The 24,496-nt window shown below is 53.8% G+C and carries 25 protein-coding genes, 1 pseudogene and 2 riboswitches; of the genes and pseudogenes, 21 read left to right on the forward strand and 5 right to left on the reverse strand.

What is annotated here, in order from left to right:
- Positions 1 to 210: 210 nt before the first annotated feature.
- From EDM54_RS16030 to floT, 4 genes are all read left to right on the forward strand, one after another.
- Positions 211 to 747 carry a suppressor of fused domain protein gene (locus EDM54_RS16030; RefSeq protein ID WP_003392389.1) on the forward strand — a complete coding sequence of 179 codons (537 nt, stop codon included), beginning with the start codon at positions 211 to 213 and terminating at the stop codon, positions 745 to 747.
- A 15-nt stretch (positions 748 to 762) separates the two neighbouring features.
- Positions 763 to 1,218 (forward strand): NUDIX hydrolase, encoded by a 456-nt coding sequence (locus tag EDM54_RS16035; RefSeq protein WP_003392387.1) that lies wholly within the window; start codon positions 763 to 765, stop codon positions 1,216 to 1,218.
- 271 nt (positions 1,219 to 1,489) lie between these two features.
- Positions 1,490 to 2,026: an NfeD family membrane protein gene (locus EDM54_RS16040; RefSeq protein WP_024983060.1), complete on the forward strand. Its 537-nt coding sequence runs from the start codon at positions 1,490 to 1,492 to the stop codon at positions 2,024 to 2,026.
- Positions 2,026 to 3,621, forward strand: coding sequence for a flotillin lipid rafts scaffold protein FloT (gene floT, locus EDM54_RS16045; protein ID WP_171506383.1), 1,596 nt, complete (start codon positions 2,026 to 2,028; stop codon positions 3,619 to 3,621). The genes EDM54_RS16040 and floT overlap by 1 nt, the downstream gene beginning before the upstream one ends.
- 143 nt (positions 3,622 to 3,764) lie before the next feature.
- Here floT and EDM54_RS16050 read toward each other — a convergent pair whose 3' ends face one another.
- Complete coding sequence (locus EDM54_RS16050) at positions 3,765 to 4,220, reverse strand: M67 family metallopeptidase (RefSeq protein WP_003392381.1); 456 nt, start codon at positions 4,218 to 4,220, stop codon at positions 3,765 to 3,767.
- A 29-nt stretch (positions 4,221 to 4,249) separates the two neighbouring features.
- Between EDM54_RS16050 and EDM54_RS16055 the strand changes: the two genes are divergently transcribed.
- From EDM54_RS16055 to EDM54_RS16080, 6 genes are all read left to right on the forward strand, one after another.
- Entirely contained in the window at positions 4,250 to 5,101 is an 852-nt protein-coding gene (locus EDM54_RS16055; protein ID WP_122958451.1) for a DUF72 domain-containing protein, read from the forward strand.
- 54 nt (positions 5,102 to 5,155) lie between these two features.
- The gene (locus EDM54_RS16060) at positions 5,156 to 5,980 is read left to right on the forward strand and encodes a sulfite exporter TauE/SafE family protein (RefSeq protein ID WP_024983062.1); all 825 of its coding nucleotides are present in this window, start codon (positions 5,156 to 5,158) and stop codon (positions 5,978 to 5,980) included.
- A 75-nt stretch (positions 5,981 to 6,055) separates the two neighbouring features.
- A complete protein-coding gene (locus EDM54_RS16065; protein WP_003392378.1) occupies positions 6,056 to 7,495 on the forward strand; it encodes a bifunctional metallophosphatase/5'-nucleotidase in 1,440 nt (479 codons plus the stop codon).
- A gap of 55 nt (positions 7,496 to 7,550) precedes the next feature.
- Positions 7,551 to 7,790, forward strand: coding sequence for a DUF6154 family protein (locus EDM54_RS16070; protein ID WP_003392377.1), 240 nt, complete (start codon positions 7,551 to 7,553; stop codon positions 7,788 to 7,790).
- Between the two features lie 78 nt (positions 7,791 to 7,868).
- Positions 7,869 to 8,171 carry a YunC family protein gene (locus tag EDM54_RS16075; protein ID WP_003392376.1) on the forward strand — a complete coding sequence of 101 codons (303 nt, stop codon included), beginning with the start codon at positions 7,869 to 7,871 and terminating at the stop codon, positions 8,169 to 8,171.
- Between the two features lie 133 nt (positions 8,172 to 8,304).
- On the forward strand, positions 8,305 to 9,399 hold the full coding sequence (locus EDM54_RS16080; protein WP_031932735.1) for an HD-GYP domain-containing protein: 1,095 nt from the start codon (positions 8,305 to 8,307) through the stop codon (positions 9,397 to 9,399).
- A gap of 21 nt (positions 9,400 to 9,420) precedes the next feature.
- Here the strand turns inward: EDM54_RS16080 and corA are convergent, their stop codons facing one another.
- Positions 9,421 to 10,356, reverse strand: a complete 936-nt coding sequence (gene corA / locus EDM54_RS16085) for a magnesium/cobalt transporter CorA (RefSeq protein ID WP_024983064.1) — start codon at positions 10,354 to 10,356, stop codon at positions 9,421 to 9,423.
- Positions 10,313 to 10,531 carry a hypothetical protein gene (locus EDM54_RS26535; RefSeq protein ID WP_141334135.1) on the reverse strand — a complete coding sequence of 73 codons (219 nt, stop codon included), beginning with the start codon at positions 10,529 to 10,531 and terminating at the stop codon, positions 10,313 to 10,315. The genes corA and EDM54_RS26535 overlap by 44 nt, the downstream gene beginning before the upstream one ends.
- Before the next feature lie 436 nt (positions 10,532 to 10,967).
- Between EDM54_RS26535 and EDM54_RS16090 the strand changes: the two genes are divergently transcribed.
- Positions 10,968 to 12,284 carry a globin-coupled sensor protein gene (locus tag EDM54_RS16090; protein ID WP_122958452.1) on the forward strand — a complete coding sequence of 439 codons (1,317 nt, stop codon included), beginning with the start codon at positions 10,968 to 10,970 and terminating at the stop codon, positions 12,282 to 12,284.
- 27 nt (positions 12,285 to 12,311) lie between these two features.
- Here the strand turns inward: EDM54_RS16090 and EDM54_RS16095 are convergent, their stop codons facing one another.
- Positions 12,312 to 12,809, reverse strand: a complete 498-nt coding sequence (locus EDM54_RS16095; protein ID WP_003392371.1) for a Crp/Fnr family transcriptional regulator — start codon at positions 12,807 to 12,809, stop codon at positions 12,312 to 12,314.
- 86 nt (positions 12,810 to 12,895) lie between these two features.
- On the reverse strand, positions 12,896 to 13,408 hold the full coding sequence (locus EDM54_RS16100; RefSeq protein WP_170208333.1) for a cysteine dioxygenase: 513 nt from the start codon (positions 13,406 to 13,408) through the stop codon (positions 12,896 to 12,898).
- Between the two features lie 344 nt (positions 13,409 to 13,752).
- On the opposite strand from EDM54_RS16100, the gene EDM54_RS16105 reads away from it, so the two are divergent.
- The 10 genes and pseudogenes from EDM54_RS16105 to EDM54_RS16150 all read left to right on the forward strand — a co-directional run bounded on the left by EDM54_RS16105 (position 13,753) and on the right by EDM54_RS16150 (position 23,896).
- Positions 13,753 to 14,922, forward strand: coding sequence for an MFS transporter (locus tag EDM54_RS16105; protein ID WP_122958454.1), 1,170 nt, complete (start codon positions 13,753 to 13,755; stop codon positions 14,920 to 14,922).
- A gap of 191 nt (positions 14,923 to 15,113) precedes the next feature.
- Positions 15,114 to 15,788, forward strand: coding sequence for a GntR family transcriptional regulator (locus tag EDM54_RS16110; RefSeq protein ID WP_003392368.1), 675 nt, complete (start codon positions 15,114 to 15,116; stop codon positions 15,786 to 15,788).
- 10 nt (positions 15,789 to 15,798) lie between these two features.
- Positions 15,799 to 17,001 carry a CaiB/BaiF CoA transferase family protein gene (locus tag EDM54_RS16115; protein ID WP_003392364.1) on the forward strand — a complete coding sequence of 401 codons (1,203 nt, stop codon included), beginning with the start codon at positions 15,799 to 15,801 and terminating at the stop codon, positions 16,999 to 17,001.
- A complete protein-coding gene (locus tag EDM54_RS16120; RefSeq protein WP_024983068.1) occupies positions 16,998 to 17,909 on the forward strand; it encodes a hydroxymethylglutaryl-CoA lyase in 912 nt (303 codons plus the stop codon). The genes EDM54_RS16115 and EDM54_RS16120 overlap by 4 nt, the downstream gene beginning before the upstream one ends.
- Positions 17,910 to 17,931: 22 nt before the next feature.
- Positions 17,932 to 19,017 carry a TRAP transporter substrate-binding protein gene (locus EDM54_RS16125; RefSeq protein WP_024983069.1) on the forward strand — a complete coding sequence of 362 codons (1,086 nt, stop codon included), beginning with the start codon at positions 17,932 to 17,934 and terminating at the stop codon, positions 19,015 to 19,017.
- A gap of 34 nt (positions 19,018 to 19,051) precedes the next feature.
- Positions 19,052 to 19,558, forward strand: a complete 507-nt coding sequence (locus EDM54_RS16130; protein WP_024983070.1) for a TRAP transporter small permease — start codon at positions 19,052 to 19,054, stop codon at positions 19,556 to 19,558.
- A complete protein-coding gene (locus EDM54_RS16135; RefSeq protein ID WP_003392358.1) occupies positions 19,558 to 20,832 on the forward strand; it encodes a TRAP transporter large permease in 1,275 nt (424 codons plus the stop codon). The genes EDM54_RS16130 and EDM54_RS16135 overlap by 1 nt, the downstream gene beginning before the upstream one ends.
- Positions 20,833 to 20,989: 157 nt before the next feature.
- Positions 20,990 to 21,851 (forward strand): annotated as a pseudogene (locus EDM54_RS16140) (pyridoxal-phosphate-dependent aminotransferase family protein).
- 58 nt (positions 21,852 to 21,909) lie between these two features.
- The gene (gene yunB / locus EDM54_RS16145; RefSeq protein ID WP_031932729.1) at positions 21,910 to 22,629 is read left to right on the forward strand and encodes a sporulation protein YunB; all 720 of its coding nucleotides are present in this window, start codon (positions 21,910 to 21,912) and stop codon (positions 22,627 to 22,629) included.
- 178 nt (positions 22,630 to 22,807) lie between these two features.
- A complete protein-coding gene (locus tag EDM54_RS16150) occupies positions 22,808 to 23,896 on the forward strand; it encodes an NAD(P)/FAD-dependent oxidoreductase (protein ID WP_031932728.1) in 1,089 nt (362 codons plus the stop codon).
- Positions 23,897 to 23,981: 85 nt separating this feature from the next.
- A riboswitch (FMN riboswitch) is annotated at positions 23,982 to 24,132 on the forward strand.
- 185 nt (positions 24,133 to 24,317) lie between these two features.
- Positions 24,318 to 24,468, forward strand: a riboswitch (FMN riboswitch).
- The last annotated feature ends 28 nt before the right edge of the window (positions 24,469 to 24,496 follow it).

Here is a 24,496-nt window from a genome sequence, read left to right on the forward strand (position 1 = left end):
AGGGCCTGCAAGTAAAAGTCTGGCTATATCAAGAAATTCTACAAGCAAACAGACATGCTTTTGGTACAAACAGTCACGTCTTGCCAAGAGGTCCCGCCTGGTGCAGCATTTGCTGACCGGGTGGGTTCTTTCCATTGGAAAGAAAGCCTGGGCTTGTCTTGTAACAGATGAAGTCATCATTTTACGACTAAAAAGAACGGGGACGCACATATGTTGGTGGCAAGGCAGCTGTACGACCACTGCTCCCGCTTGTTTGGCAGTGACGGAGAGCTCTATTATACGGAAAAGGCGGATACTTTGCTTGCCGTGTTTCCGCCTACGCGCGAGCGCGGCTGGTGGACATACACTACGCTGGAGCTGCACAGGAGTGGAGGAGTCGAGTGCATGCTCTACTCGTACCATTTTGATGGCGCTTTCATTTCGCACTTGGGTCGGGTCGCCGCCGAGGTCGCACGCCGCTGGGAAGAAACAGGCAGAGGATTTGCAAACGGGGATGTTTTCGCACTCGGCAAGCCGATCCAAAAGGGCTCGAGTCTGCAGTTTGTCCTCGCTACCCCCGCTGATTTTGAAGTAGAGGGGTTTGATCTCTTTACCAATGGCAGCGATGTAGTCTGGTTCAAAATGCTGCACGCGATATCCGGGTCGGAGGCAGAGTTTTTGAGCCGCGAAGGCTTGGCAGCTTTGGAGAGACAGTTTGCGGATGCTGAGGTCAACTCTCTGGATGTCATGCGTCCCCCTGTCATGTAAAGGGAGCGAGCAAAAATGAACGAAATTCGTATGCGGGTCACCGTCGTGGTGGAGCATCAGGGTGAGATTTTGGTGATCAAGGAAAAATGCTCAGGCCATCCCTGCTACAATTTGCCTGGAGGGGTCGTCGATTATCTCGAAACAATCCCGGATGCCACTCGCCGGGAAGTGTGGGAGGAAACCGGTTTGCTAGTCGAGTTTGACCGGATGCTATGGGTGGACGAGAGAATTGATGGCACCGGCAACGGGAAGCACACCATTGGCATTGGGGTGCTGGCCAGGCTGATCGGGGAGGACCAGACGCCAATCCCGGGAGGACTAGAGGATGAAGAGATTGAATGGGCGGGCTGGGTTCCGCTGGAGGAGTTCCGCTCCCTGCCGCTGTTCCATCCAGGCCGCCGCGAACAGGTGATACAGGCTTTGACAGAAACCGGCTATATGCCTCGCTATCTTGGCAATATGCTTTCATAGAAACAGCGGTCCTGTTTTGCAGCAGGGCCGCTGTTTCATGACAAGACAAGAATCCGAATGCCATTTGGTCCGTCTTTCTTACTAGAGGGAGTAGAGCGGAACGATGCATATACATACGTGGATTTTCCTTCCAGCGAGTGCGCCGTAAATGCCCCAGGCGACAGTGATCCTTCGGAATCGGCACCGCCCGACAAAAACATTCACCATTTTGAAACATTTTCCGTCCTGGTTCGTATGAAAAATAGAGACATAAATGGAAAGGGGTGACAGGATGGATACGTGGGACATCATTTATCTTGTCTGCATGGGTACGGGACTTCTGTATACGTTGATAACGCTCTTTTTCGGGGATACCGTTTCGGACTTGCTAGGTCAAATCGATCTCCCGGTGCTGCAGCCGATTCTTTTGGTCAGCGCCTTGACAGCATTTGGAGCCAGCGGCTTTTTATTGACCCGGTTTACTGCCTTTTCACAATGGTTCGTCTTTGCGATAGCTGTAGCGATTGGGCTAATGCTGGCTGCTGCCGCTTACTTTGTCTGGGTCAAACCGATGGAAAATGCGGAGAGCTCGATCGGCTATTCGATGAAACAACTGGAAGGCATGGTAGGCGAGGTGTTGACGAGCATACCGGCTGAAGGGCTGGGTGAAGTATTGATTACCATGGTCGGCGGCACGACCAATCACATGGCGGCCAGCATTGACCGTGAAGCCATTCGCGAGGGAACGCGCGTCGTGGTCATAGATGTCCGGGATCACGTTCTGTATGTCACTCCCTTTCAAAATCCAATGGAAAAGGAGAGCGTGTGATGAGTATGATGGATTCGACCTTTTTCGTACCAGTCGTCGCTGTCGTCGCCGTCTTTGTCGTCTTGGGAATCGCATTCTGGGCCCGCTACAAGACAGTCGGCGCAGATGAGGCGATGATCGTGACGGGAAGCTTTTTGGGCAGCAAAAACGTCATGAGCGATGAAACCGGACGCAAAATGAAAATCGTCCGCGGCGGCGGCGCCTTTATTTTGCCAATATTCCAGCAAGCCAATTTCCTCAGCCTGCTGTCGCACAAGCTGGATGTATCCACGCCCGAGGTGTACACGGAGCAGGGCGTTCCGGTCATGGCCGACGGTGTGGCTATTATCAAGGTAGGCGGCTCCATTGAGGATATCGCTACAGCAGCCGAGCAGTTTATGGGCAAAACGGATGACGCCCTCAAGTCAGAGGCGCAGGAAGTCCTGGAAGGCTATTTGCGGGCCATCCTGGGCAGTATGACGGTAGAAGAAATCTACAAGAACAGGGAGCGCTTCGCCCAAGAGGTGCAAGCCGTTGCCGCGAAAGACCTGAAAAAAATGGGGCTCTCCGTGGTCAGCTTTACGATCAAGGATGTCCGCGATAAAAACGGTTACCTGGCAGCGCTGGGGATTCCCCAGATTGCCGCTGTGAAGCGGGACGCGACGATCTCGCAGGCGGAGGCGGACAAGGAAGCGCGGATTCGTCAGGCACAGGCCGAGCAGGAGGCGCGCAAGGCAGAGCTGTTGAAAGAGACGCACATCGCCGAGTCGGAAAAAGAAAAGGAACTGAAAATCGCTGCGTTCAAGCAAGAGCAGGACAAGGCGAAAGCTTCCGCTGACCAAGCCTACAAGCTCCAGGAGGCAGTCGCCAAGCAGCAGGTAACGGAAGAGGAAATGAAGATCGAGATCGTCCGAAAGCAAAAAGAGATCGAGCTGGAAGAGAAGGAAATTCTGCGCCGCGAGCGTCAGTACGATGCCGAGGTCAAGAAAAAGGCGGATGCCGACCGCTATGCTGTAGAGCAGGCGGCAGAAGCGGAAAAAGCGAAGAAAATCCGCGAGGCGGACGCGCTCAAGTACCGCATCGAGGCAGAGGCAAAGGCACAGGCCGAGCAGAAGCGTCTGGAAGGGCTTGCGATTGCCGAAGCCGAGAAGGCGCGAGGAAGTGCGGAAGCGGAAGTAACCCGCCTGAAGCTGGAAGCAGAGGCAGAAGGGAAACAGAAGCTGGCGGAAGCATTCGAGAAATTCGGCCACGCCGCTGTCCTCGACATTATCGCCAAGATGCTGCCAGAGCTGGCAGGCAAGATTGCCGAGCCGATGAAAGCGATCGACAAGGTAACGATCGTCGATGCCGGCGGAGGCCAGGGAGACGGCGTCAACCGCCTGAGCGGAAACGTCACCAAGCTGATGGCCCAACTGCCGGAAATGCTCAAGGACGTCTCCGGTGTAGATATGAATAAGATCATTTCCAGCTTCATGAAAGCAGATCAGACCGGCGGATACGCTCCGCCCGTGCAGACTGCGAAAAAAGTTCCTGTAGGCGAGGATACGAGCTCGATTGCGACAATCGCTCCACCCGATGCTGTCAGCCAACCACAAAGTCCGGGACAAGAGAAATAGCCTGATTTCTACATAAGCAGGATGGAGTATGGTTTTGAGCTGACCAGGCTGGACCAGACCGGACTAAACCAGAACAGACCAGACCGGACTAAACCAGAACAGACCAGATCGGACATAACCAGACACAAAACCAGACCGGAAGCTTAAAGTAGAGGCGAATCATAAAGCTGGAAAGTACGCTCCAAAAAGGACCCGCCCTCCCACTGGTAGAGCCTCAGTTCGGGGTCATCACCCGCCAATCCCAGTATCCAATAGCCCAATTGGGGGTAATGCCAGCCGCGGTGATCGGCCGCGGAGGGTACAGGCGGGGCAGTCGGGTGACTGTGCAGGACTCCGAGCCATTGCAGCTCTCGCTGTCTGATGATCTGCAGCGCCTGGAAAAAAGCGGAGCCGTCCCATCTGAAGGCATCGGTGGTGTGATGGGCGGAGGGCATCGGGATATGGCCGGTAATACTGGCTTTATGGCCCACCAACAGAGCAGAATACTCCAGAGGGAACGTCTCCTTGGCTTCGGCCAGGAGGCGTTTCGCTACTTTTCGGTCCAGACATGTTTTGGTATGCTTAAACCCAAAGGGTTCGCCTAGCAGGTCGGGAAACATAGAATATACCTCCTGGAGGTTGTCTATCCATGAATACGATTCATGTGGGAGTGTGCGGCTGGGGAGACCATTACGATCTGTATACCCAGGGAGTGCGCAATCAGGACAAGCTCTCCGTCTACGCAGGTCATTTTCCTATCGTGGAATTGGACAGCTCCTTTTACGCCATTTTACCACAGACTCACTATCAAACATGGGTGCGCGAGACACCCAAGTCATTTGGTTTTATCGTCAAGCCTTATCAAGCGATGACCGGTCATCAGCGAGGCGAAGCTCCGGCAGACCGGCGGGAGCTGTTTCGCCAGTTTGAGGAAAGCATTCAGCCATTGGTAGAAGCGGGCAAACTAAAGACGCTTCTGTTTCAGTTTCCGCCTTGGTTTGACTGCACGCGTGAGCATGTTCAATACCTCCGGGCTTGCCGTCAGACGATGGCCGCTTATCCGGTTGCTGTCGAGTTTCGTCACCAGAGCTGGTTTGAACCCCGTTTTCGGGAAAAGACACTGGAGCTGCTGAGGAATCTCGATGCGACACACGTCTTGTGCGACGAGCCGCAAGCGGGGAAAGGCTCTGTTCCTATCGTAGAGGCGGTGACCAATCCGTCCCTGGCTCTGGTGCGCTTCCATGGGCGGAACGTCTCGGGATGGGGTGATCCGGGCGAGGGACAGAAATGGCGAGATGTCCGCTACCTCTACAAGTACTCGGAGGAAGAGCTTGCCGAGTGGGTCCCGCGCATTCGCAGAGTAGCAGAGGAAGCGCAGGAAGTATGCATCCTGTTTAACAACAACTCCGGCGGAGACGCAGTGGGGAACGCCAAGCAGTTTATGAAAATGCTGGGTGTCGACCCTGTCGGTCTTAATCCCCGCCAATTGGAGCTCTTCTGACCCGTTCCGGGAAGGACGGGGAGGCGGAGTCTAGATCAGAGAGAAGGGTAGCACATGATTTATGCTTTGGCAGGCATGTTTCTCATTATCGGCCTGTTCGCTGGAGTCGTCGGCAGCATCGCCGGTTTGGGCGGAGGCATGTTTTTCGTCCCGGCGTTGCTTTATCTCGGCAACGTATATGCACCAGGTTCTGTCAGCCCGCAGATGGCGGCAGGTACGTCATTGATCGTGATTGGAGTGACGGCCCTGTCCTCCTCCGTTTCTTATATCAAACAGAAAAGAGCGGATATCCAAACCGCGCTGCTCTTTTTTTTGGGCAGTGCTCCCGGTGCTATTGTCGGTGTCTATCTTAATACATTACTACCAATAAAGGCATTTTCACTGTTGTTTGGCTTGTTTCAGCTCAGCATGTTTGCCTTGATGATGGTAAAGGACAAACTGAAGCCGCGCAGCGTGAACTGGGATGTCCGGCGGCGATTTGTCGATGCGGAAGGCGTGGAGTACGAATACGGCTACAATCGCTGGCTTGCCGTTTTTGTCGCTTTTTTGGTCGGGATCGTCTCCTCGCTGTTTGGCGTAGGCGGAGGGATTTTGATGGTGCCGGCGATGATGATCCTGTTTCGATTTCCGCCCCATATTGCCGCTGCCACGTCCATGCTGGTTATCTTTTTCTCCGCAATGGTCGGGTCGGCGACAAATATCCTGCATGACCATGTGAACTGGTTGTACGCGGCGATGCTGGCTCCGGGTGCATGGGCAGGAGGCAAGCTGGGGGTACTGGCGGCTAACCGGATGAAAGGGCAGACGATCGTGCTGGTGCTCCGCATCTTGATTTTGGGCATGGCGATTCAGATGATCGGGGAAGCGGTGACGAAGTAAATCGGGCTTGCAGGAAACCCAACGCAATAGACGTCATAGCGGAAAAGATACCAGAGAGAAAAGGGAGGGAAAGTCGTGGCGGACACCTGTACCTTGCATATTTTGCACACCAATGACGTGCACAGCCATTTTTCCAGCATGTCCCGCATTGCCACTTGTCTGCGGCAAAACAGACAGAGGTGGGAAGCGCTGGGAGAGCATGTATTGACAGTAGACATCGGCGATCACGCTGACCGGATGGATGTGAAGACAGAAGCCACATGGGGACGGGCCAATGTAGAAGTGCTGAACCACAGCGGCTATGAGTATGTGACGATAGGAAACAACGAGGGAATCACCTTTCCGAAAGAAAGACTGGATGCTCTCTATGAGCAGGCGACCTTTACAGTTGTACTGGGAAACCTGATCGATCCGGCAACCGGCAGGATACCGCCTTGGGCGGCCTCGCATGCCGTTCATGAGTGGGACGATCTCCGTGTCGGCATTTTGGGTGTCACGGCGTCCTTTCCCCCGTTTTACAAGCTGCTCGGCTGGGAATCCAAAGAGCCTCTCGAGCATTTGCGGGAGCAAGTGGCAGCCTTGCGTCCGAATGTAGACGTTATCGTTCTGCTGTCTCATCTGGGCTATCCCGACGACTGCAGGCTGGCCCGAGAGCTTCAGGGAGTGGACGTCATTTTGGGAGCCCACACTCATCATCAGTTGGAGCGGGGCGAACACATCAACGGCACACTGGTGGCGCAAACAGGCGTGTTTGGCCGCCACGTCGGACATGTGCGGCTGGTGTGGGACAGAGTGGCGAAACGAGTGCGAGAGGCATCTGCAGAGCTGCTTGTTTCCAGCGAGTATCCGTCTGAACCGGTATTAGACGCCCTCTTAGCCAAAAAACAGGAGGCGGCAGAAAAACGGCTCGATCAGACGGCGGTTGAGCTTTCGGTCAACCTGAATATCTCCTGGACGGAAGAAACGGCGTTCGGCTCGATTCTGGCCGCATCACTGCGAAAATGGACACAAGCAGAGGTGGGCCTGGCCAACAACGGCCTTTTGCTCGCTCCTTTGAAAAATGGAAGGGTGAGCTATCGGGATTTGCTTCACTGCGTACCCCACCCGATCAACCCGTGCGCTGTTTCGATAACCGGCGAGCAGCTTTACAAAGTGCTGCAGCAGTCGATCCAGCCGCAGACCGTGAATCGGGAGCTGCGGGGATTCGGCTTCCGCGGCAAGGTGACGGGATGGATGGGAATAGACGGTCTCCACGTATGGTATGAAACGGGGGACAGCCCGCGAATTTCAAGGGTCGAGGTCAACGGAGAAGCGCTGGATGCCGGACGCACCTATCGCGTAGGTACCATCGATATGTTCATGTTTAATCGAATGTTTCCCGAACTGGCGGAAGGGGCCGATGTCCGTTTTTACCTCCCGGAAATGCTTCGGGAAATCCTGGCCCAAACATTGGCTGATACGGAGCTGATTGCCGCGGCTCTCCAGCCTCGCTGGCTCCCCCTGGCGCCTTCCTGACGAAAAGCAGGCCGTGGAATAGGGCATGCTAACAGGGAAAAGGAGGGGGCAGCCCATGCGGTTTATCGATGAAGTATACGAGATGTACAAAGGGCACTTCAACGGCGACGAGGAAGACATCGTTGCGATTATCGTAGGTATTCTGGACGAACAATCCCATCAGGATCTCATCAAGCTTGTGACGGAGATGGACGAAGAAGAGCTGTTTCATATGCTGGCCACCTACATGATTGAAGTCATGAAGCGAAAGGTAGCGATGGATGACGAGCGTCCGCCCGTCTCTCTGATCCACTGATGACTGACACCTTCCGGCCAGCAATATCATAGGATGGTAGCGCGCCTACGTGAAGCTGAAAAGAAGGAGGAACTCACGATGATTGAGGTACAGCCTGTTCATTTTGCCGAAGGAACTGCCATCGCTGTTACGGTTCGCCTGCCGAAGACCACTCTGCTGGCGGTTACGACGGATAAAGGATATATCATGTGCGGAGCCCTGGATGTGGGTCTGTTGAATGAAAAGCTGGCTAGCCGGGAAATTATTGCGGGCCGAGCGGTCGGTGTCAAAACGATCGAAGAATTGCTGGACGCTCCGCTGGAGTCAGTCACTCTCACTGCCGAGAAGCTTGGCATTGCCGCCGGAACGATTGGGCGGGATGCGGTACGAAAAATGTTTTAAGAAGAAAAACGCCTTTGTCCTGGGGACGAGGCGTTTTTTCGACAAAATACAACAAAATCAGGAAAAAGAAATGTAGAAGAATCTTGAATCGCGGTATAATAGGGGTACTTTGAAAGAAAGGCGAAGAATGGAAATGAGATTACTCTCTATTCATAAATGTCAGCCTGGTGTCACGCTGGCTCGCTCTGTCTACGCGGAGAACGGAACCATCCTGGTAGGCGCAGGAGTAAGCCTGACACAGCGCATGATCAATCGGCTGATCAATATGAACATCACCAATGTATACATACAGGACAAACGGACAGAGGATATTGTAGTAGAGGCGCCCGTTTCGGAAGAGACACGGCGGGAAGCAATGGGGCTAATCAACGAGACATTCCGCGCTTCCCACCAAAGTCCCCAGAAATGGCAGCAAATGTTTTCAGACAGGCAGTTTGGCAGGCAAATCAGGCAGGTACTTGCGACAGTCGCAGATGAACTGAAGGGCAAGGACTCCGCCATGAACCTGCTGGCTGATGCCTGCGCGTTCGACCATTACATTTTCGCGCATTCATTTAATGTGATGCTCTATTCTACAGCCTTGGCCCTGAAATCCGATTTTGGGGAGAGAGAAGTGCTGGATATCGGCGTGGGAGGCATACTCCACGATATCGGAAAAATGTCGATTCCCGATGAAATTCTGAAGAAACCGGGACGCCTGACCGATGATGAATTTCAAACAATGAAAAAGCACACAGAAATAGGCTTTGAAATGCTGCGGCGCCAGGATGACATTCCGCTGTTGGCGGCACATTGCGCTTTTCAGCATCACGAAAGAATAAATGGGACAGGCTATCCACGCGGGCTGAAGGGAGACGAGATCCATCCCTACGCGCAACTGATGGCGGTCTGCGACGTTTTTGACGCGCTGACGACCCATCGCGTCTATAGACCGCCCATGCTGCCCCACGAGGCGATGGAGCTTTTGTACACAGGTGTCGAGACACTGTACGCCAAAGAATATGTCGAAAGACTTCGCGATACGATTGCGCTTTACCCGCTGGGATTGACGGTCGTGTTAAATACAGGTGAGTCTGGCGTTGTCGTGGACTACAACAAGGGGACACCGAGCAGACCGATCGTTCGCATCTTGTACGATGAGAGCGGAAGTCCCGTAGCAAATCCGTATGAATACGATTTATCCAAACGGCTCCACCTGATGATCGTCTCCTGCGACGGGCTGTTTTAGCGTCCGTGCCCGCCCGTACCGTTAGAGCCATTCCTTCTTTTTGAAGATCAGGTACATGACGATTCCCAGAGAAGCCATAAAGGCCAAAACGATATAATAGCCATGCGGAGATTTCAGCTCGGGCATATACTCGAAATTCATGCCGTATATTCCGGTCACAATCGTGAGCGGCATGAAAATTGTGGTCAATGCTGTAAAAATCCGCATGATATCATTGGCACGGCCAGCTACCGAAGAATGATAGGCTTCACGAAGGTTGCCGATCAGCTCCCGGAACGTTTCGAAGCTCTCCACGATTTTTACTGCGTTTTCCAGGATGTCTCCAAAATACTTCCGCAGTTTGCGGTCGATCAACGGCAGATCTTTTTTGTGCAGAGCATCGATCAGATCCCGCTGCGGCAAGAGCATTTTACGTGCATACAACACTTCACTCCGCAGTCCGATAATCTGGTGGAGCTGCGCCTTTTTTGCATTCACCAGGATTTCTTCCTCCAGCTTTTCGATCAAGTCCTCGATTTTCTCCACGACCTCAAAAAAACTCTCTACAATTTGATCCACCAGATGATAAAGAAAGGCATCCGGCCGGTTGACCTCTTCTTCTCTGATAATTTGCAGCACCCGCGGGTAAAGGCCGGTGTCGTGCTTTGCAACGGTGATGATATAGTGACCGCCGAGAAACAGATTGACCTCGCGCAAAAAAATATCCTGGTTCCCAAATTCCACACTGTTGATCACGATGAAGTAATGGTCCTCGTACACTTCCAGCTTCGGGCGCTGCTCCTCCTCGTCGATGCAGTCCTCGATCGCCAAGTCGTGCAGGCCAAAGAGGTGCTGCAGCACATCGAGGTCAAACAGCGAGGCATCGATCCAATAAAAGCCGTTTCTCGGCGGGAACTGGGTCTGTTCAATATCGTCAATCAGGGTGATCATTCCGTTTTGGACGAGACGAATCTTCATACGCCATACTCCTGCCAGGAATTGATGTATCGCTGCTTGCGCCAGACCGGACTTTTTGTCCTGCCTGTCTGTTCACACGCGGAAATACGTGGTGGATCAGAAAATCACAGGCCGAGCGCAGAGCCGACTCGCTCGGGGAGCGACGGTTTGGGTGCTCCGGGGTAGATCGTTTCATGGCGACGCCCTCCTCATCCAAAGGTTGTTTAGACCAAAGTATGAGGCTGCGTTTGTCCGTTAGCCCTGTTTCCAACAAGAAGGGGAGCAGATGAGTTTTCAGTGAAGCCGCTGAGAGAGCGTCTGTCCGGGCCGCTACATGGAATAGTGTGCCTCAGTTACCGGCTTTTGTTGCACGATGGGTTTTAAGTCTTCCTGAGTAGAGATTTTCGCTCTATTTTTTGAAAGCGTTAACATTGTGGACTGGTTTGGGATACAATGGTAGGGGTACGGCCGCACAAGAGAGGGAAGGAAGTCCTTGTTCGCTTGCGGAAAACGGTAAAATTTCTCGTCGTGCTGGGCATTTTTATCTAGGGAGGGCATACCAAACTGGAAAAAATTATAGTATAGTTACTGTAAATACAGTGAAAACGAAAGATTCCAAAGGAGACCATACAATGAGCAAGTGCCCGTTTTCCAGCTGGTTTGGCTTAAAAAAAAGCAAGCAGACGGAATCCTTTTTCCACGGCAAGATGGAAACAGGAGAAGTGATAATTGAATCAAAGTCTGAGCTGTTAAAGCAATTATCCTTGATTGATCTGACTGAGGATGATCTGGCCGCGGTAAAAATGCTGCAACCGCTCGTTGTTCAAAATATTGGCGATATTGTAAATTGTTTCTACGAAAACCTGGAAAAAGAGCCGTCTTTGATGGCTATCATTGATAAGAACAGTACGATTGAAAGATTGAAGGGAACGCTGACCCGGCATATCACGGAGATGTTCAGCGGAAAGATTGATCACAGCTATATTGAACAGCGCAGCCGAATCGCGGTCATGCATTTGAAGATCGGTCTGGAGCCGAAATGGTATATGTGCGCCTTTCAAAACCTGCTTGTATCCTTAATCAATCTTTTGGAGCGGGAAATCGCGGACAAGCGTGAATGTATCCGTGCGATTACCGTTGTCACGAAGATTTTAAACATTGAGCAGCAAATCGTGTTGGAGGAGTACGAAAACAAGCATGAACAAATAAGGCAGGAGGCCCAACGCAAGAAGGACGAGCTGCGGGTCGTCCTCTCCAACTCCGCCCATGAGCTGGCGGCAGTTTCCGAGGAGACGAGCGCATCCGTGCATCAATTGACCGAGCAGTCGCGGGAGGTGCTGCGTTATGCGGAGAACGGAACCGGTTTCTCCAACAAGGCTCAGCACCTCTCTGATGAGGGCAAGCAGAAGCTGGAAAATCAGCAGCAGCAAATGAAGCTGATCCAGCAAAGCGCTGAGCAGATCGCGTCGGAAATGCGGACACTGGAGGAGATCTCGGAGAAAATTCGCGGGATTGTAGATGTGGTCACGGCGATTGCCGAGCAGACAAACCTGCTGGCCTTGAATGCTGCGATTGAAGCAGCCCGTGCCGGAGAGCAGGGCCGCGGCTTTGCCGTCGTCGCCGGGGAAGTGAGAAAGCTGGCTGAACAGACGAAGCAGTCGGTGTCGGGCGTGACCGAGCTGATCGAAAAAACGAATGCGCAGACGGCCAGCCTGTCTGCTGTCGTGGCCGAAGTACGAGAGCTGGTTGCGTCTAGTACGACGATGACCAGCGAGACCAACCGGTTTTTCGATGAAATTCGCAGTGCTGTCACAGACAGCAAAGAGCAGAGCAGCCGGATCCAGCGAGAGCTTGAGAACTTTTTCCACGTGATGGAAGAGATGAACCATGCCGTTTCACAGGTAGCGATTTCCGCTGATCAGTTGTCGGAAATCACGGAAAATCTGTAGGAAACAAGCACACCTTTGCGGGTGTGCTTATGTTTGTTTCCGCAGTAACCGGTTGACGGTCTCCCTGCGCAAACCGAGGAATTGACCGATTTCTTCCTGGGTCAGCAGATCGGTAATCGGGTAATTTCCAATATATTTGCCAAACCACTCTGTCATCAGAGCCAGCTTCTCCTTTGGAGAAGAGGCAGTGAGCTGGTCCATGCGCTGTTGGGTAAACCGCAGCTTCGATTGGAGCTGGAGGGCAATCTCCCTGTATTTGTATGGGTCTTCCTCCAGGGACCGGTACCATTCAGCCGGAGTAATCACATCGACTTCACAGCTCATCAGGGCAACGGCAGTGCCATGGTACTCTTTTGCCGTCAACAAGGAATGGTGAGGTATAGTTTCTCCGGGCAAGATCAGGTTAAAAAGAAAGGGCGATCCGTCCTCTTGCAGGCGAACCACTTTCAAAAGGCCGGTCCGGAGATGAAACAGCGGCCCCGTCTCTCCCTGCCGAAAAAGAACGTCACCTTTGTTTAGTTTCACGCAAATCACTCCCTCCCCCCACCATACCACTTCGAAGCGGATCTAGTAAAATGTTTGCTTGATGAAAAGAAAAAGCTGCCCCACAGTCAGAGGGCAGCGCCTTTTCCGGTGCTCTCCGTTTCAGGCAGAAGACAGTCAGGCGAGATGCGATACTCTTTGCAGCCAGACAGTGGCGGCGAATAGACGTTCAAAGAGATGACCGGAGTCTGTCGTATCTGTCCTTTTTCAATAAAGTACACTTGTCCAGATGCAACAGACATTGTTTCCTGTACGCTGACGTAAGCGGGGGCGCGGGAAGAGCCGGGGATGACGGAATGATTGATATTCATCAATTCACCCTGGAGCACGTATTCCCACCCAAACGACGAACCGTGGTCGTGAGGGGCGGACTCGTGGCCGGGCGGAAGGTAAATGAGAACGATTTCAACATCGTTCGTGCGAAAGAGGACTTCTCTGCCGTAAGGAAGTCCGTCGGAGGACGGCATGCAGGAAGCGAATGCGTCCGCACTGAGCGGGAGGCGGGACAAAACCTCCTTTATTTCACTGGGGGTTGGCTCAGTCAGTATAGCAAAGGCGTTACGAATTTCCTCTACAATCATTTGCATCCTCCAAAGCGTAGTTTTTCTCGCTTATCTGTATGTGTAAAATCGGGAAGGTGTGAAGGGAGACGACAAAATGTTTTTGCTGTTTTGACGTTTTGGCGTTGGAGAAGAGAGCAAACAGGTATATCATGAAAGAGAGACACAAATCGTGTCCATGCAGACGTTTGGGGAGGACGCCCCTGTCAAACAGTGATTTCTCTTTTCCAGCAAAGCAATGATGGATCAAGACCCGTGTATAAGGCAAAGGAGGCTTGCGCATGTCAACTGCCATAATCAGTGTACAAACGCCCTGAACAGGGGCGTAGGAGCTGAACCGTCTGACCGATCAGGGGGTTTAGCAGATGAAAACAAGAAAGTGGTACGTGTATGTAAATGCCTTGTCCGACCTTGGGTCGCGTATGGATTTAATCGCGTTTTCCGCGTTGATTTTTACTTTTGAAAATAGTGCGATGTGGCTGACCGCTTTTTTTCTTGCCAGACAAGTGGGAGGCCTTCTGTTCAGTCTGGCGGCGGGGGTAGTGGCCGACCGCTTTGACCGGCGAAAGGCAATGATTGCAAGTGATCTCGGCTCGGGCCTGGCGATCGCGGCTGTCGTCCTCTTTCCGCATCCGTATACGGTGGTGGCTGCCGCGTTTGTAAAAGGCATCCTGTTCAGCGTATTCCAGATCAGCTTTCGGGCACCGATGCCGAAGCTGTTTCCGGGAGAAGGGCTGGCTGCTGTGAACGGATTGATTGTACGGCTGGAGGCAGTGGCAGGAATGATCGGATTTGTCCTCGGCGGGGTGGCCAGCGACTTGTTCGGGCATATATGGGTCATCGGGTTTGACGCCGCCACGTTTTTTGCTTCTGCGCTTGTCTTGGTGCGGCTGCGGTGGGACAGTTATCCGGCAGCGACCAGACACAAGCGGCAGCGTGTTTCCTGGATAAAGGACCTGCAGGAAGGCTGGTCATATCTGCGGCAAAACGATGTCTTGCTTGCGGTGATAATCCTGTCTTTCTTCTGGACCGTCAGCGTGGCGGCGTACAACTATGGCCTTCCGCTGCTCGCTGAAATGTCGGTCCGATCCCACGCTTCTTTTCACGGATTGATGTGGTCGCTCTTGAGTGTCGGCACACTCGTCGGGGCGTGGCTGGCGCCGCGTCTTGGCTGGAAGGAGTTTTCGGCACTGAGCATCTCGTTGCTCGCGATGGCCATAGTCATCTCGCTCGCCTTTGCCGGGTGGCATCAGCTGATCATCCTGCTGCTGCTAACCGTGACCGGTGTGCTGGAGGGATGGCGGGAGGTGTTTCAGAGGACGATCGTGCAACAGGCGGACAATACGGTTCGCGGGCGTGCCTTGGGGATGCAGACACTGCTGACGCGTGGAGGGTTTTTTCTCGGCTTTTTGCTGTCCCCGATGATTTTTCAGGCTTATGGCCTGTTTGCCATGGTTGCCGTTTCGCAGGCGGTGCTGGTGCTCGCGGTATCGGGTACGTACTTGTTTGCTCGAAAAAAGACAGGCCAGGGGTAAGGCTGGTCGCATGATAAAAAACGCTCGCGGGCTGTTGATTCGCCTGTGAGCGTTTTTCTGCTGGGAAAGAGTAACATTCCGTTTCATATGCTGAACAAACATAATTGACACTCTTTTTGCAATTGTATTACTATTTTAAAAACATCTTTGTATACAGAATACAGTTTTCATGTTTGGGGTGGGTTGAGCTTATGGCCAAAATGATCAAGCGGAGTGAGACACTCCAGTCCCAGGTGTACGAGTATTTGCGGGAACAGATACTGTTTGGCGGCCTAGCCCCGGGTCAGCGACTGATTGAAGAGAGGATTTGCGAAGAAACTGGCGTGAGCCGGAGCCCGATTCGAGAAGCAATCCGCCGTCTGGAAAAGGACGGCTTAGTTATCGTTCAGGCGCAGGGAGGCGTAACCGTCTACCAGCCCACTCCGGACGACTTTACTCATCTGTATGAGTGCCGTCTGAGTCTGGAGCCGACCGCAGCCATGTTTGCTGCCGAACGCAGGACTGAGGCGGAGGTAAGAGAGCTTCGGGACCTTTTGGAACGGATGAAGGAACTGAACTACCCCAGTGACTCTCGGCGCACGCACGAGTTGAACTTCACGTTTCACCAGCGCATTTCGGAAGCGAGCAAGAATCCGTACCTGACAAAAATCATGAATGAACTGAAAGTGTTGATCTCGTTTTACCGCAATGCCATCCTGGAGGTTCACCCTCGCCGGCCGGAAACGGTCATCTCCGAGCATCAGGCCATCGTAGAGGCGATTGCCCGGCAGGATGGAGAAGAAGCCAAAGCGAGAATGACAGAGCACATCACACGCGATTTTGAGCTGTGCATGGAAGCCGATCGAAAACAAGCAGATGATCAATGAGGAGGGGCCAATGACTACGACGAAGCCGCTGCAAGGCGTGCGTGTCCTGGAGCTGGGAACGCTTGTGGCCGCACCGTTTGCCGGTAAAATTTTCGCTGAATTCGGCGCGGAAGTAATCAAGGTGGAAACCCCGGAAAAGGGCGATCCCTTGCGCAACTGGCGGACGATGCACAAAGACACGTCTGTCTGGTGGTATGTGCAGGCACGCAACAAAAAATCAATCACAGTAGACATGCGCATGGAGGAAGGGCAGGAGATTATTCGCTCCCTGGCCCGGGAAGTGGACATCATCATTGAGAACTTCAGACCCGGAACGCTGGAGAAGTGGGGGATCGGGTACGATGTCCTCAGCGAACTGAATCCCGGCTTGATCATGGTGCGGATTTCAGGCTATGGCCAAACGGGTCCCTACCGCAACAAACCCGGATTTGGAAGCGTGGCTGAAGCCATCGGCGGCCTGCGCTATCTGACCGGCTACCCCGAACTGCCGCCAGTGCGAGTCGGTGTCGCCATCGGCGATTTGACCGCGGGGCTGTACGCCGTGATTGGCGGGATGATGGCCTTGCACGCGCGAGACAGGTCACCTGAGAAAAAGGGACAGATGGTTGATGTGGCGTTGTATGAAGCCGTTTTCAGCCTGCTCGAGGGCGTCCTGCCGGAATACGACTTGAAAGGGCTCGTCCGCGAAAGAACAGGGAGCACGCTCCCGGGAATCGCGCCGTCCAACACGTATTTGTGCGCTGACGGGAAATACATCGTGATCGGAGCAAACGGCGACAGCATTTTCAAACGGCTGATGCATGCGATCGGACGAAGCGATGTGGCGGAAAATCCGCGCTATGCGAACAATCAGGGACGGGCGGAAGACGTCGCCTACATCGATCAGGTGATCGAGGAGTGGACAAAGCAGCATACGCTCAAGGAAGCACAGCGGTTGCTGGACGAGGCTGCTGTTCCCGTCGGACCGATCTACAGCATCGAGGAGATCGTCCAGGACGAGCATTATCGGGAGCGCGGGATGGTCGAAGAAATTGATTTGCCCGACGGTGAAAAGGTGCTCTTTCCCGGCGTAGTGCCGAAGCTTTCCGAAACACCCGGTACCCATGAGTGGGTAGGGCCTTCTCTGGGAGAGCACAACGAGGAGATTTTCGAAAAGCTGCTCCAGCTGGACCCGGCCGTATTGGCCATGCTGAAGGAGAAGAGAGCGATATGACGAGAGATGTAACCATTCTGGAGGTAGGGCCGCGAGACGGATTGCAGAATGAGGCGGGGTTTATTCCTACGGAGAAAAAGCAGCAGTTGATTCGCATGCTGGCCGACGCTGGTCTGACAAGGATTGAAGCCACTTCGTTTGTCCATCCCAAGCGGGTACCGCAGATGGCGGATGCCGAAGAGGTCGCGAGGTCGCTGGCTGACATTCCGCATGTTTCGTTCAGCGCTCTCGTTCCCAACCGGAAAGGGTACGAACGGGCAGCCGGCTACGCACTGGGCGAGATCAACTGGGTGACTTCGGCAAGTCCGGCCTTTAACAAAGCGAATATCAACCAGACGATTGAGGAGAACCTGGAGGCGTTCCGCGAGCTGGTCCCGTTGGCTGGTGAATCGGGACGCTTGCTCAGGTTTTCCATTGCGACCAGCTTCGGCTGTCCGTTTGCTGGCAGAGTGGACCCGGATGTCGTGGTGCGGCTCGCCGAGCTGGCGCTTGATGCGGGCGCAGGAGAGATCAGCATCGCTGACACCATCGGCATCGCCGTCCCGGATGAAGTATTCTCGCTCTGTGATCGCCTGGTCAAAGCGGTGGGCTCTGAGCGATTGTCCCTGCATCTTCACGACACCCGCGGCCTGGCCTTGACCAATACGTATGCGGCATATACCGCAGGCATCCGGACGTTTGAGACGGCTGCAGGGGGCTTGGGAGGCTGTCCGTTTGCGCCCGGAGCTGCGGGCAATGTAGCGACGGAAGACGTCGTGTATATGTTTGAGAGGATGAAGGTAAAGACAGGTATTGAATTTTCAAAACTTTTAGACGCTTCGGAGTACGCCGTCAGCCTCTCGATGAGAATGCCGCTCGGGCGCATCCGTCTCGTAGAAAAGAAAGAGCAATCGACGATTGGCTTTTAAATAAAAGAGGAGGGTTTCGACCATGAAAAAGAAATGGATAGGAGTACTGACGGCAATCAGTTTGCTGGGAGGACTGCTGGCAGGCTGTGGAGGAGCCCCTGCGCAAAGCGGGGCCGGAGGCAGCGGAAGCGCTCCTGCAGCGAACAGCTCGCAAGGCGGCACGGCGGCGGCTACAGACGAATACCAGGAAGCGACGATTCGTCTGGCTTACAACCTGCCGCAGGATCACCATATTTCCAAGGGAATCGAGGAGTTTGCCAAAAAAGTAACCGAGCGCTCCGGCGGCAAGGTAAAAGTGCAGGTGTATCCTGCCGGCCAATTGCTCTCTGACAAAGAAATGAACCAGGCCATTTTGACAGGCGGCGTGGAAATGGGCGTCAACTCCACGACGCTGTGGGCATCTGTGGTTCCGGCAATGGGACTGTTCGACGTTCCGTTTGCGCTTCCGACCTCGTACGAATTGGCGGGGAAAGCGCTGTCCGGATCGGTCGGCGAGAAGCTGAACGCGGAAATGGAGAAGAAGGGTGCCAAGGTATTGCTGTTTGCGGACTATGGGTACGCGCAATTTGCAAACAGTGCACGTCCGTTGACCAAGCCGGAAGACTTTCAGGGTCTGAAGATTCGCAGTATCGGCCATATTCCGTCCGTGATGATCCAGGCGTATGGCGCGGCACCGGTCTTTATGGGAGCAGGCGAGGTTTACATGGCTCTGCAGCGCAAGACAATCGACGGTGCGACCTCTGGTACGACAGCGATGGTTCAGCGGAAATACGATGAGGTGTCCAAATATTTAACGGTCGTCAACTACGCTTATCTGGAGTTCGTACTTGCCGTCAACAAGAAGTACTGGGATGCTTTGCCGCCAAAAACTCAGGAGCTGCTAACCACTACAGCCAAAGAGACGGAAGACTGGATTCGCCAGCAGGCTGAAGCAGAAGACAAGAAAACCGCCGACGAGTTAAAGCAAAAAGGAATGGAAGTCTACGTTGTGCCAGAGGCGGAACTTCCTGCGTGGAAGGAAGCGGCCAAGCCAGCCTGGGACGAGTACCTGAAAACTGCCGGCGACTTGGGCAAAGAACTGCTGGGAGATCTGCAAAACATCAAGTAAAGCCTGAGGCGAGGAGCAAAGAGGGGACGTTTTCATGAAATTTTTTCAAGTGTTGTATGGCTGGATCGACAGTTTGATCAAGTTCGGCGGAGTGATCGCCGGTATCTTTATCGTATTGGCAACGGGGATGACCTTTTACGAGATCGTCTCCCGCTCTCTTTTTAACGCGCCGACGATTTGGGCAACCGAGCTTACCATTTATGCAATCATGGGAAGCTGCTTCATCGGAGCGGCTTACGCGGTTCGGGTGGACGCCCATATCAAGGTGGACCTGCTGCTGCACAACGTATCTGCGACCGTGCGCCGCTGGATGCTGATCGCATCGGCCCTGATCGGTCTTTTGTTCAGCCTGGTGTTTTGCTATTTGAGCTGGGAGCATGTCCAACAGTCGATGGAGCTGGGATTCACCTCCGCTTCCCTGCTTCAAATCCCGATGTACATTCCGGAAATGCTGCTGCCCATCGGCGGCGTGCTGCTCGGTCTCGCCTTCCTCTTGCAACTGGTTGACTACATTCGCGGACAGGAAGGAGGCGAGGCGTAATGGGATTGTTTTTTGCGGGAGGAATGGCCTCGCTGATGCTGGTAGGGGTGCCGGTCGCCTTCACTCTCGCGGTACTGGCGGCAATCGGCATGTACTGGTTCAACGGAGGGGCTCTCGGGCTTTCTCAAGTCCCTATCATTGCCTACAAGGCATTGGATGATTTTACGATGAGCGCCTTGCCGATGTACGTGCTGATGAGTCAAATTCTTTTGTTCAGCGGAGTCGGCAAGGAGCTGTATGAGATGGCAAGCCGCTGGCTGCGTCATTTGCCCGGGGGCTTGGCCCTGGCGACGCTGGTGTGCTGCGGAATTTTTGCTGCGATCTCCGGCTCCAGCGTAGCGACTGCGGTCACGATCGGGATGGTGGCGATCCCCGAGATGACGGCGCGCGGGTATGACAAAAAGGCGGTGCTTGGCCTGCTCGCTGCGGGAGGAACCTTGGGTATCCTGATTCCGCCGAGCGTGCCGATGATCATTTACGGCTCAGTCACTGGCGAATCTGTCGGAAAGCTGTTCATCGCCGGTGTCCTTCCGGGGATCTTGCTGCTGCTGATCTTCATGGGATACGCCTCCTGGAAAATGCGGCACATCAAGGAGGCGCCAGCGACCTGGGCAGAGCGCTGGCAAGGGACACGCAAAGCGATATGGGGGCTGATGATGCCGGTACTGATCATCGGCGGCATCTACTCCGGTATCTTTACCCCGACAGAAGCCGCTGCTGCCGGTGTCGTCTTCAGCGCACTCGTAGCCGGACTCGTGTATCGCAGCCTGTCCTGGGACAACATCAAGAAAATATTGCTCTCGACGGTGGCAACCAATGCGATGATTTTGTTTATCATCGTGGGGGCGATGCTGTTCGGCTTTATCCTGACATCGCTGCAAATCCCGCAGGCCATGACCGAAATGGCGACAAGCCTGCCTGTTTCCAAATGGGTCGTCTTCATTCTCATCAATATCCTGCTGCTCGTTCTGGGCTGCTTTTTGGAGACGGTATCCATTCTCGTCATTACGCTGCCGATCCTGTATCCGATCATCACAGCGCTGGGATTCGACCCGATCTGGTTTGCCATCATCATGGTCGTCAACATGGAGCTGGCGTTGATTACGCCGCCGGTCGGACTCAACCTGTTCGTGCTCAAAGGCGTAGACCCGTCGTCGCCGATATCCACAATCGTTCGGGGCGCCGCGCCGTATGCGGTTATCATGGTTTTGTTCATTGTGCTGCTCGCTGTCTTCCCGTGGCTGTCGCTCGGGTTTATCGACGGCGTGAAATAGAACGAGCAGAAATCCTCTGTACCTTATTGGTTCAGAGGGTTTTTGCTATGCAGGGGAAACAGACGGCAAAACGAAAAACAATAGGAACAATAGAAAAGCCGAGGAGGGTAAACAAGTGAGCAGATGGAAGGAAGTAAACCCGTCGCTTCGCACGATCATGACTCCGGGTCCGGTTGAGGTAGACCCGCGGGTATTGAGGGTTATGGCAACTCCTGTACTGGGGCAGTTTGATCCCGAATTTACCGATATGATGAATCGCGTGATGGAAATGCTGCGAGAATTGTTCTGCACTCGCAATCAGTGGGCGTATCCGATCGACGGGACTTCCCGCTCGGGGCTTGAGGCCGTGCTGTGCAGCCTGATCGAACCGGGCGACAAAGTGCTCGTTCCCATCTACGGTCGATTTGGCCATCTTCTGACGGAGATTGCCCAGCGTTCAGGTGCGGAGGTGCACACCATGGAAGCGCCGTGGGGCGAAGTGTTTGATGAAGAGAAGATCATCAGGGAAATGGACCGCGTCCGCCCGAAAATTGTAGCGATCGTGCACGGCGAAACCTCGACCGGCTGCATGCAGCCGCTAGCCCGGGTCGGACATGCGTGCCGAGAGCGGGAGGCGCTGCTCGTGGTAGACGCTGTGGCTACGCTCGGGGGATCGCCTGTCGATACGGACGGGTGGATGCTCGATGCGGTCGTCGGCGGAACGCAAAAGTGCTTGTCCGTTCCCGCTGGAATGGCTCCGATCACCTACAATGAGCGGGCTGAGCGAATTATCCAGGAAAGAAAAAGCGTGGAGCGCGGGCTGGCGGGGAATCTCTCTGAGCCGTCAGAGCGGAGGATCCGCAGCAACTACTTTGACCTGGGCATGCTGGCGCATCGGCACGATGGGCTTCAGTTGCCGGAAAAAGAATGTCCTGCACGTGTTGGCAGGTCTTGAGGCGGTGCTGATCCGCATGGGAGCGAAGGTTCATCGCGGAGAAGCTCTGCAAGCCGCGCTGGATGTATACGAAATTCCGTCATAACTCCTTTTTGGTTACGTATTTTTTGCGCCTCCCAGCCATAGGATGTACCAACTGGGAGGTGACGGGCGTGGCCGTGTTTCGACCCCGTCGGCGGTGGAGGAACCCGCTTTCTCGTTCGAAAGCGTTTTTTATCGCACTGGTCATTTTTTTGGCGATGAGCATTCAATTTTTGTTTTTTATCGAAAAACGCCTGGAACCGACGCTGAAGATTCTCGCAACCCAAAAAGCCGAGCAGTTGGCCAAACAAGCGATTACAGATGCGGTCACCAAGCGGATTGCCCAGCAAGGGGTAGATTTCAACCAGATCGTCAAAATTGAAAAAGACAATCAGGGGAGAATCCAGGCGTACCAGTTCAACTTCAAGGAGTATGCCCGGATCGTAGGGGAGACCACCTCCCGCGTACAGAACCGGCTGAGGGAGTTTGAAGAGGAAAAGGTAGACCGCTATATCCCTTTGGGGCTGGCGACAGGCAGCAGTTTTTTGGCGCAAATGGGTCCGGATCTGCCGGTGACGTTTGTGCCGATCGGATCTGTCAAGACGAAGCTGGAGACGGAATTGACCGAGGCCGGCATCAATATGGTCCTGGCAACCGTCTACATTTTTGTTGAAGTGGACTTGCGCATCGTGATTCCTTTTGCCACCGACCAGAAGACGATCACGACGAAGATTCCCATTACCCATTCGCTGATCATTGGCGATGTGCCTCAGTACTTGTACAACAATCCGGAAGGAAAGCCGGATGTGCCCAGACCGGAAGACGTATCCAGGCAGCCGTAAAAGAGCCAAACAGGCGGCTGCTACAAAAACGAGCACGTTCCCGTTGCTTCGGGGAGTGCTCGTTTGGGCATTTCCAAAACATGGAGGAGGAAGATTCCAGGGAGGAAACTGATAGAGGGAATAAAAGGTGTCGGTTCGTCAAGAATGTTAGGAAAACAGACGAACGGATGATGAAAGCGTGAAGGTTGCGATTATGGGCGCCGGTCTGTCAGGCTTGGCCTGCGCGATCACACTTGAAAAACACGGAATATCGCCCGCCGTTTTCGAAGTGAGGGAGCGGTTAGGCGACCGCTTTGTGAACGCTGAATCCATGCTCTCCATTTTGCAAAAGCCGATTACGGATCCGGTTGCCTTTTTCGCGGAGAAAAACGGCATTTACCTCAAGCCGACTGCGAGCATCCAAAGGCTGCTGGTGTTCTCGCAGAGCCAAAAGGCGGAAATCGAAGGAAGTCTGGGATTTATCAATTACCGCGGCAGACATGAGCACGCTTTTGAAAGGCAGCTCGGCCGGCAGGTAAAAAGTGCCATCCAGTACCGGTCCAAAGCGACATACGAGGAATTGCTGATGGAGTACACGCACGTAGTAGTCGCCACAGGAGACGGGGAGTACACAAGGAAAATGCATAACTTCCGGACAGACCTGACCGTGTCGCTAAAAGGTGCAATGGTAACCGGAGACTTTGACAGGTACACGCCTTGTGCATGGCTGGATTACAGCTATATGGAAAAGGGATACGGCTATTTGCTCCCGCTTTCGGACACGGAAGCGAACCTGGTCATGGCCTACCCCGACTATCCAGAGAATGACCGGCTTGATGTCGACGAGCGCTGGGGTTTATTTTACGAGCGGGTTTGCCGGGACCTGCGTCAGCCGCTCAGGATTACCAGTCACTTTCATGTGACCGGATACCCGATCGGCATCTGCCGCAGGGCGAGGATTGGCAATACGTTTTTTGTCGGAAACTGCTTTGGCGCACTGATGCCCTTCTTGGGATTTGGCCAATTCACGGCGCTGTTGACAGGCATATATGCAGCGTATGATATATGCGGCAAGGGCGCTTATGAAGAATTGACGCAGCCTTTACGGCGCAGTTACGAGAATTCACTGGTTTTACGCAGGGCAGTGGAGAGGCTGGACAATGAGGATTTGGACAGAATCGTCCCTGTCTTGGGAAGCAGGTGGGGAGAGAGCATTTTGCAGGGCAAATCTTTCAATGCTTTGCGCTGGCTTGCTTTTGCCTTGCGACCATGGATGACAAAGCGGTAGTTGCCGACAGGAGGGAAACTGCCGACTTCCAATAAAAAAGTGTAGTGCTTGTAAAAAAACGTGTTATAATGCAAGCAACTGAATATCCAACCTTCAGGGTAGGGTGAAATTCCCGACCGGCGGTGATGACGAACGCACGTCCGAGCCCGCGACTCGCCCATGAAAGATATTTCGTGAGCGACTGACTTGGTGAAAATCCAAGGCCGACGGTAAAGTCCGGATGGGAGAAGGTGGCTATAGTCTTTGGCTTTGTTTAAAAAACCGAGCACCAAAGGCTTCTTCTTCTATGCCCTGAAACTTGTTCAAGGGCATTTTTTATTGGGAAAGGGTGATGGCGACTCGCGCGACAGGAAGTAGGAGACATGCCTTGGTAGTCTCCTGGCTCGTGATTGCGGGCTGGCGGCTCGGCAGCAAATGAATAGATGACCTTCAGGGCAGGGTGAAATTCCTGACCGGCGGTAATGACGAAAGCAGCGTCTGAGCCCGCGACTCGCCCATGGCTGAAGCCATGAGCGACTGACTTGGTGAAAATCCAAGGCCGACGGTTACAGTCCGGATGGGAGAAGGTGCATGTGGCCTTCGTTTCTCTGTGAAAAAACA

Source organism: Brevibacillus borstelensis, assembly GCF_003710865.1.
In the GTDB taxonomy this organism is placed as follows: domain Bacteria; phylum Bacillota; class Bacilli; order Brevibacillales; family Brevibacillaceae; genus Brevibacillus; species Brevibacillus borstelensis.

Bases quoted from the DNA above. Each gene is read 5' to 3' on its own strand.
- EDM54_RS16055 (WP_122958451.1), top strand. From the start codon at position 4,250: ATGAATACGATTCATGTGGGAGTGTGCGGCTGGGGAGACCATTACGAT.
- EDM54_RS16100 (WP_170208333.1), bottom strand. From the start codon at position 13,408: ATGATTGTAGAGGAAATTCGTAACGCCTTTGCTATACTGACTGAGCCA.
- EDM54_RS16060 (WP_024983062.1), top strand. From the start codon at position 5,156: ATGATTTATGCTTTGGCAGGCATGTTTCTCATTATCGGCCTGTTCGCT.
- EDM54_RS16125 (WP_024983069.1), top strand. From the start codon at position 17,932: ATGAAAAAGAAATGGATAGGAGTACTGACGGCAATCAGTTTGCTGGGA.
- EDM54_RS16070 (WP_003392377.1), top strand. From the start codon at position 7,551: ATGCGGTTTATCGATGAAGTATACGAGATGTACAAAGGGCACTTCAAC.
- corA (WP_024983064.1), bottom strand. From the start codon at position 10,356: ATGAAGATTCGTCTCGTCCAAAACGGAATGATCACCCTGATTGACGAT.
- EDM54_RS26535 (WP_141334135.1), bottom strand. From the start codon at position 10,531: ATGAAACGATCTACCCCGGAGCACCCAAACCGTCGCTCCCCGAGCGAG.
- EDM54_RS16135 (WP_003392358.1), top strand. From the start codon at position 19,558: ATGGGATTGTTTTTTGCGGGAGGAATGGCCTCGCTGATGCTGGTAGGG.
- EDM54_RS16035 (WP_003392387.1), top strand. From the start codon at position 763: ATGAACGAAATTCGTATGCGGGTCACCGTCGTGGTGGAGCATCAGGGT.
- EDM54_RS16090 (WP_122958452.1), top strand. From the start codon at position 10,968: ATGAGCAAGTGCCCGTTTTCCAGCTGGTTTGGCTTAAAAAAAAGCAAG.
- EDM54_RS16050 (WP_003392381.1), bottom strand. From the start codon at position 4,220: ATGTTTCCCGACCTGCTAGGCGAACCCTTTGGGTTTAAGCATACCAAA.
- EDM54_RS16130 (WP_024983070.1), top strand. From the start codon at position 19,052: ATGAAATTTTTTCAAGTGTTGTATGGCTGGATCGACAGTTTGATCAAG.
- EDM54_RS16110 (WP_003392368.1), top strand. From the start codon at position 15,114: ATGGCCAAAATGATCAAGCGGAGTGAGACACTCCAGTCCCAGGTGTAC.
- EDM54_RS16080 (WP_031932735.1), top strand. From the start codon at position 8,305: ATGAGATTACTCTCTATTCATAAATGTCAGCCTGGTGTCACGCTGGCT.
- EDM54_RS16120 (WP_024983068.1), top strand. From the start codon at position 16,998: ATGACGAGAGATGTAACCATTCTGGAGGTAGGGCCGCGAGACGGATTG.
- EDM54_RS16030 (WP_003392389.1), top strand. From the start codon at position 211: ATGTTGGTGGCAAGGCAGCTGTACGACCACTGCTCCCGCTTGTTTGGC.
- EDM54_RS16115 (WP_003392364.1), top strand. From the start codon at position 15,799: ATGACTACGACGAAGCCGCTGCAAGGCGTGCGTGTCCTGGAGCTGGGA.
- EDM54_RS16040 (WP_024983060.1), top strand. From the start codon at position 1,490: ATGGATACGTGGGACATCATTTATCTTGTCTGCATGGGTACGGGACTT.
- EDM54_RS16105 (WP_122958454.1), top strand. From the start codon at position 13,753: ATGAAAACAAGAAAGTGGTACGTGTATGTAAATGCCTTGTCCGACCTT.
- floT (WP_171506383.1), top strand. From the start codon at position 2,026: ATGAGTATGATGGATTCGACCTTTTTCGTACCAGTCGTCGCTGTCGTC.
- EDM54_RS16075 (WP_003392376.1), top strand. From the start codon at position 7,869: ATGATTGAGGTACAGCCTGTTCATTTTGCCGAAGGAACTGCCATCGCT.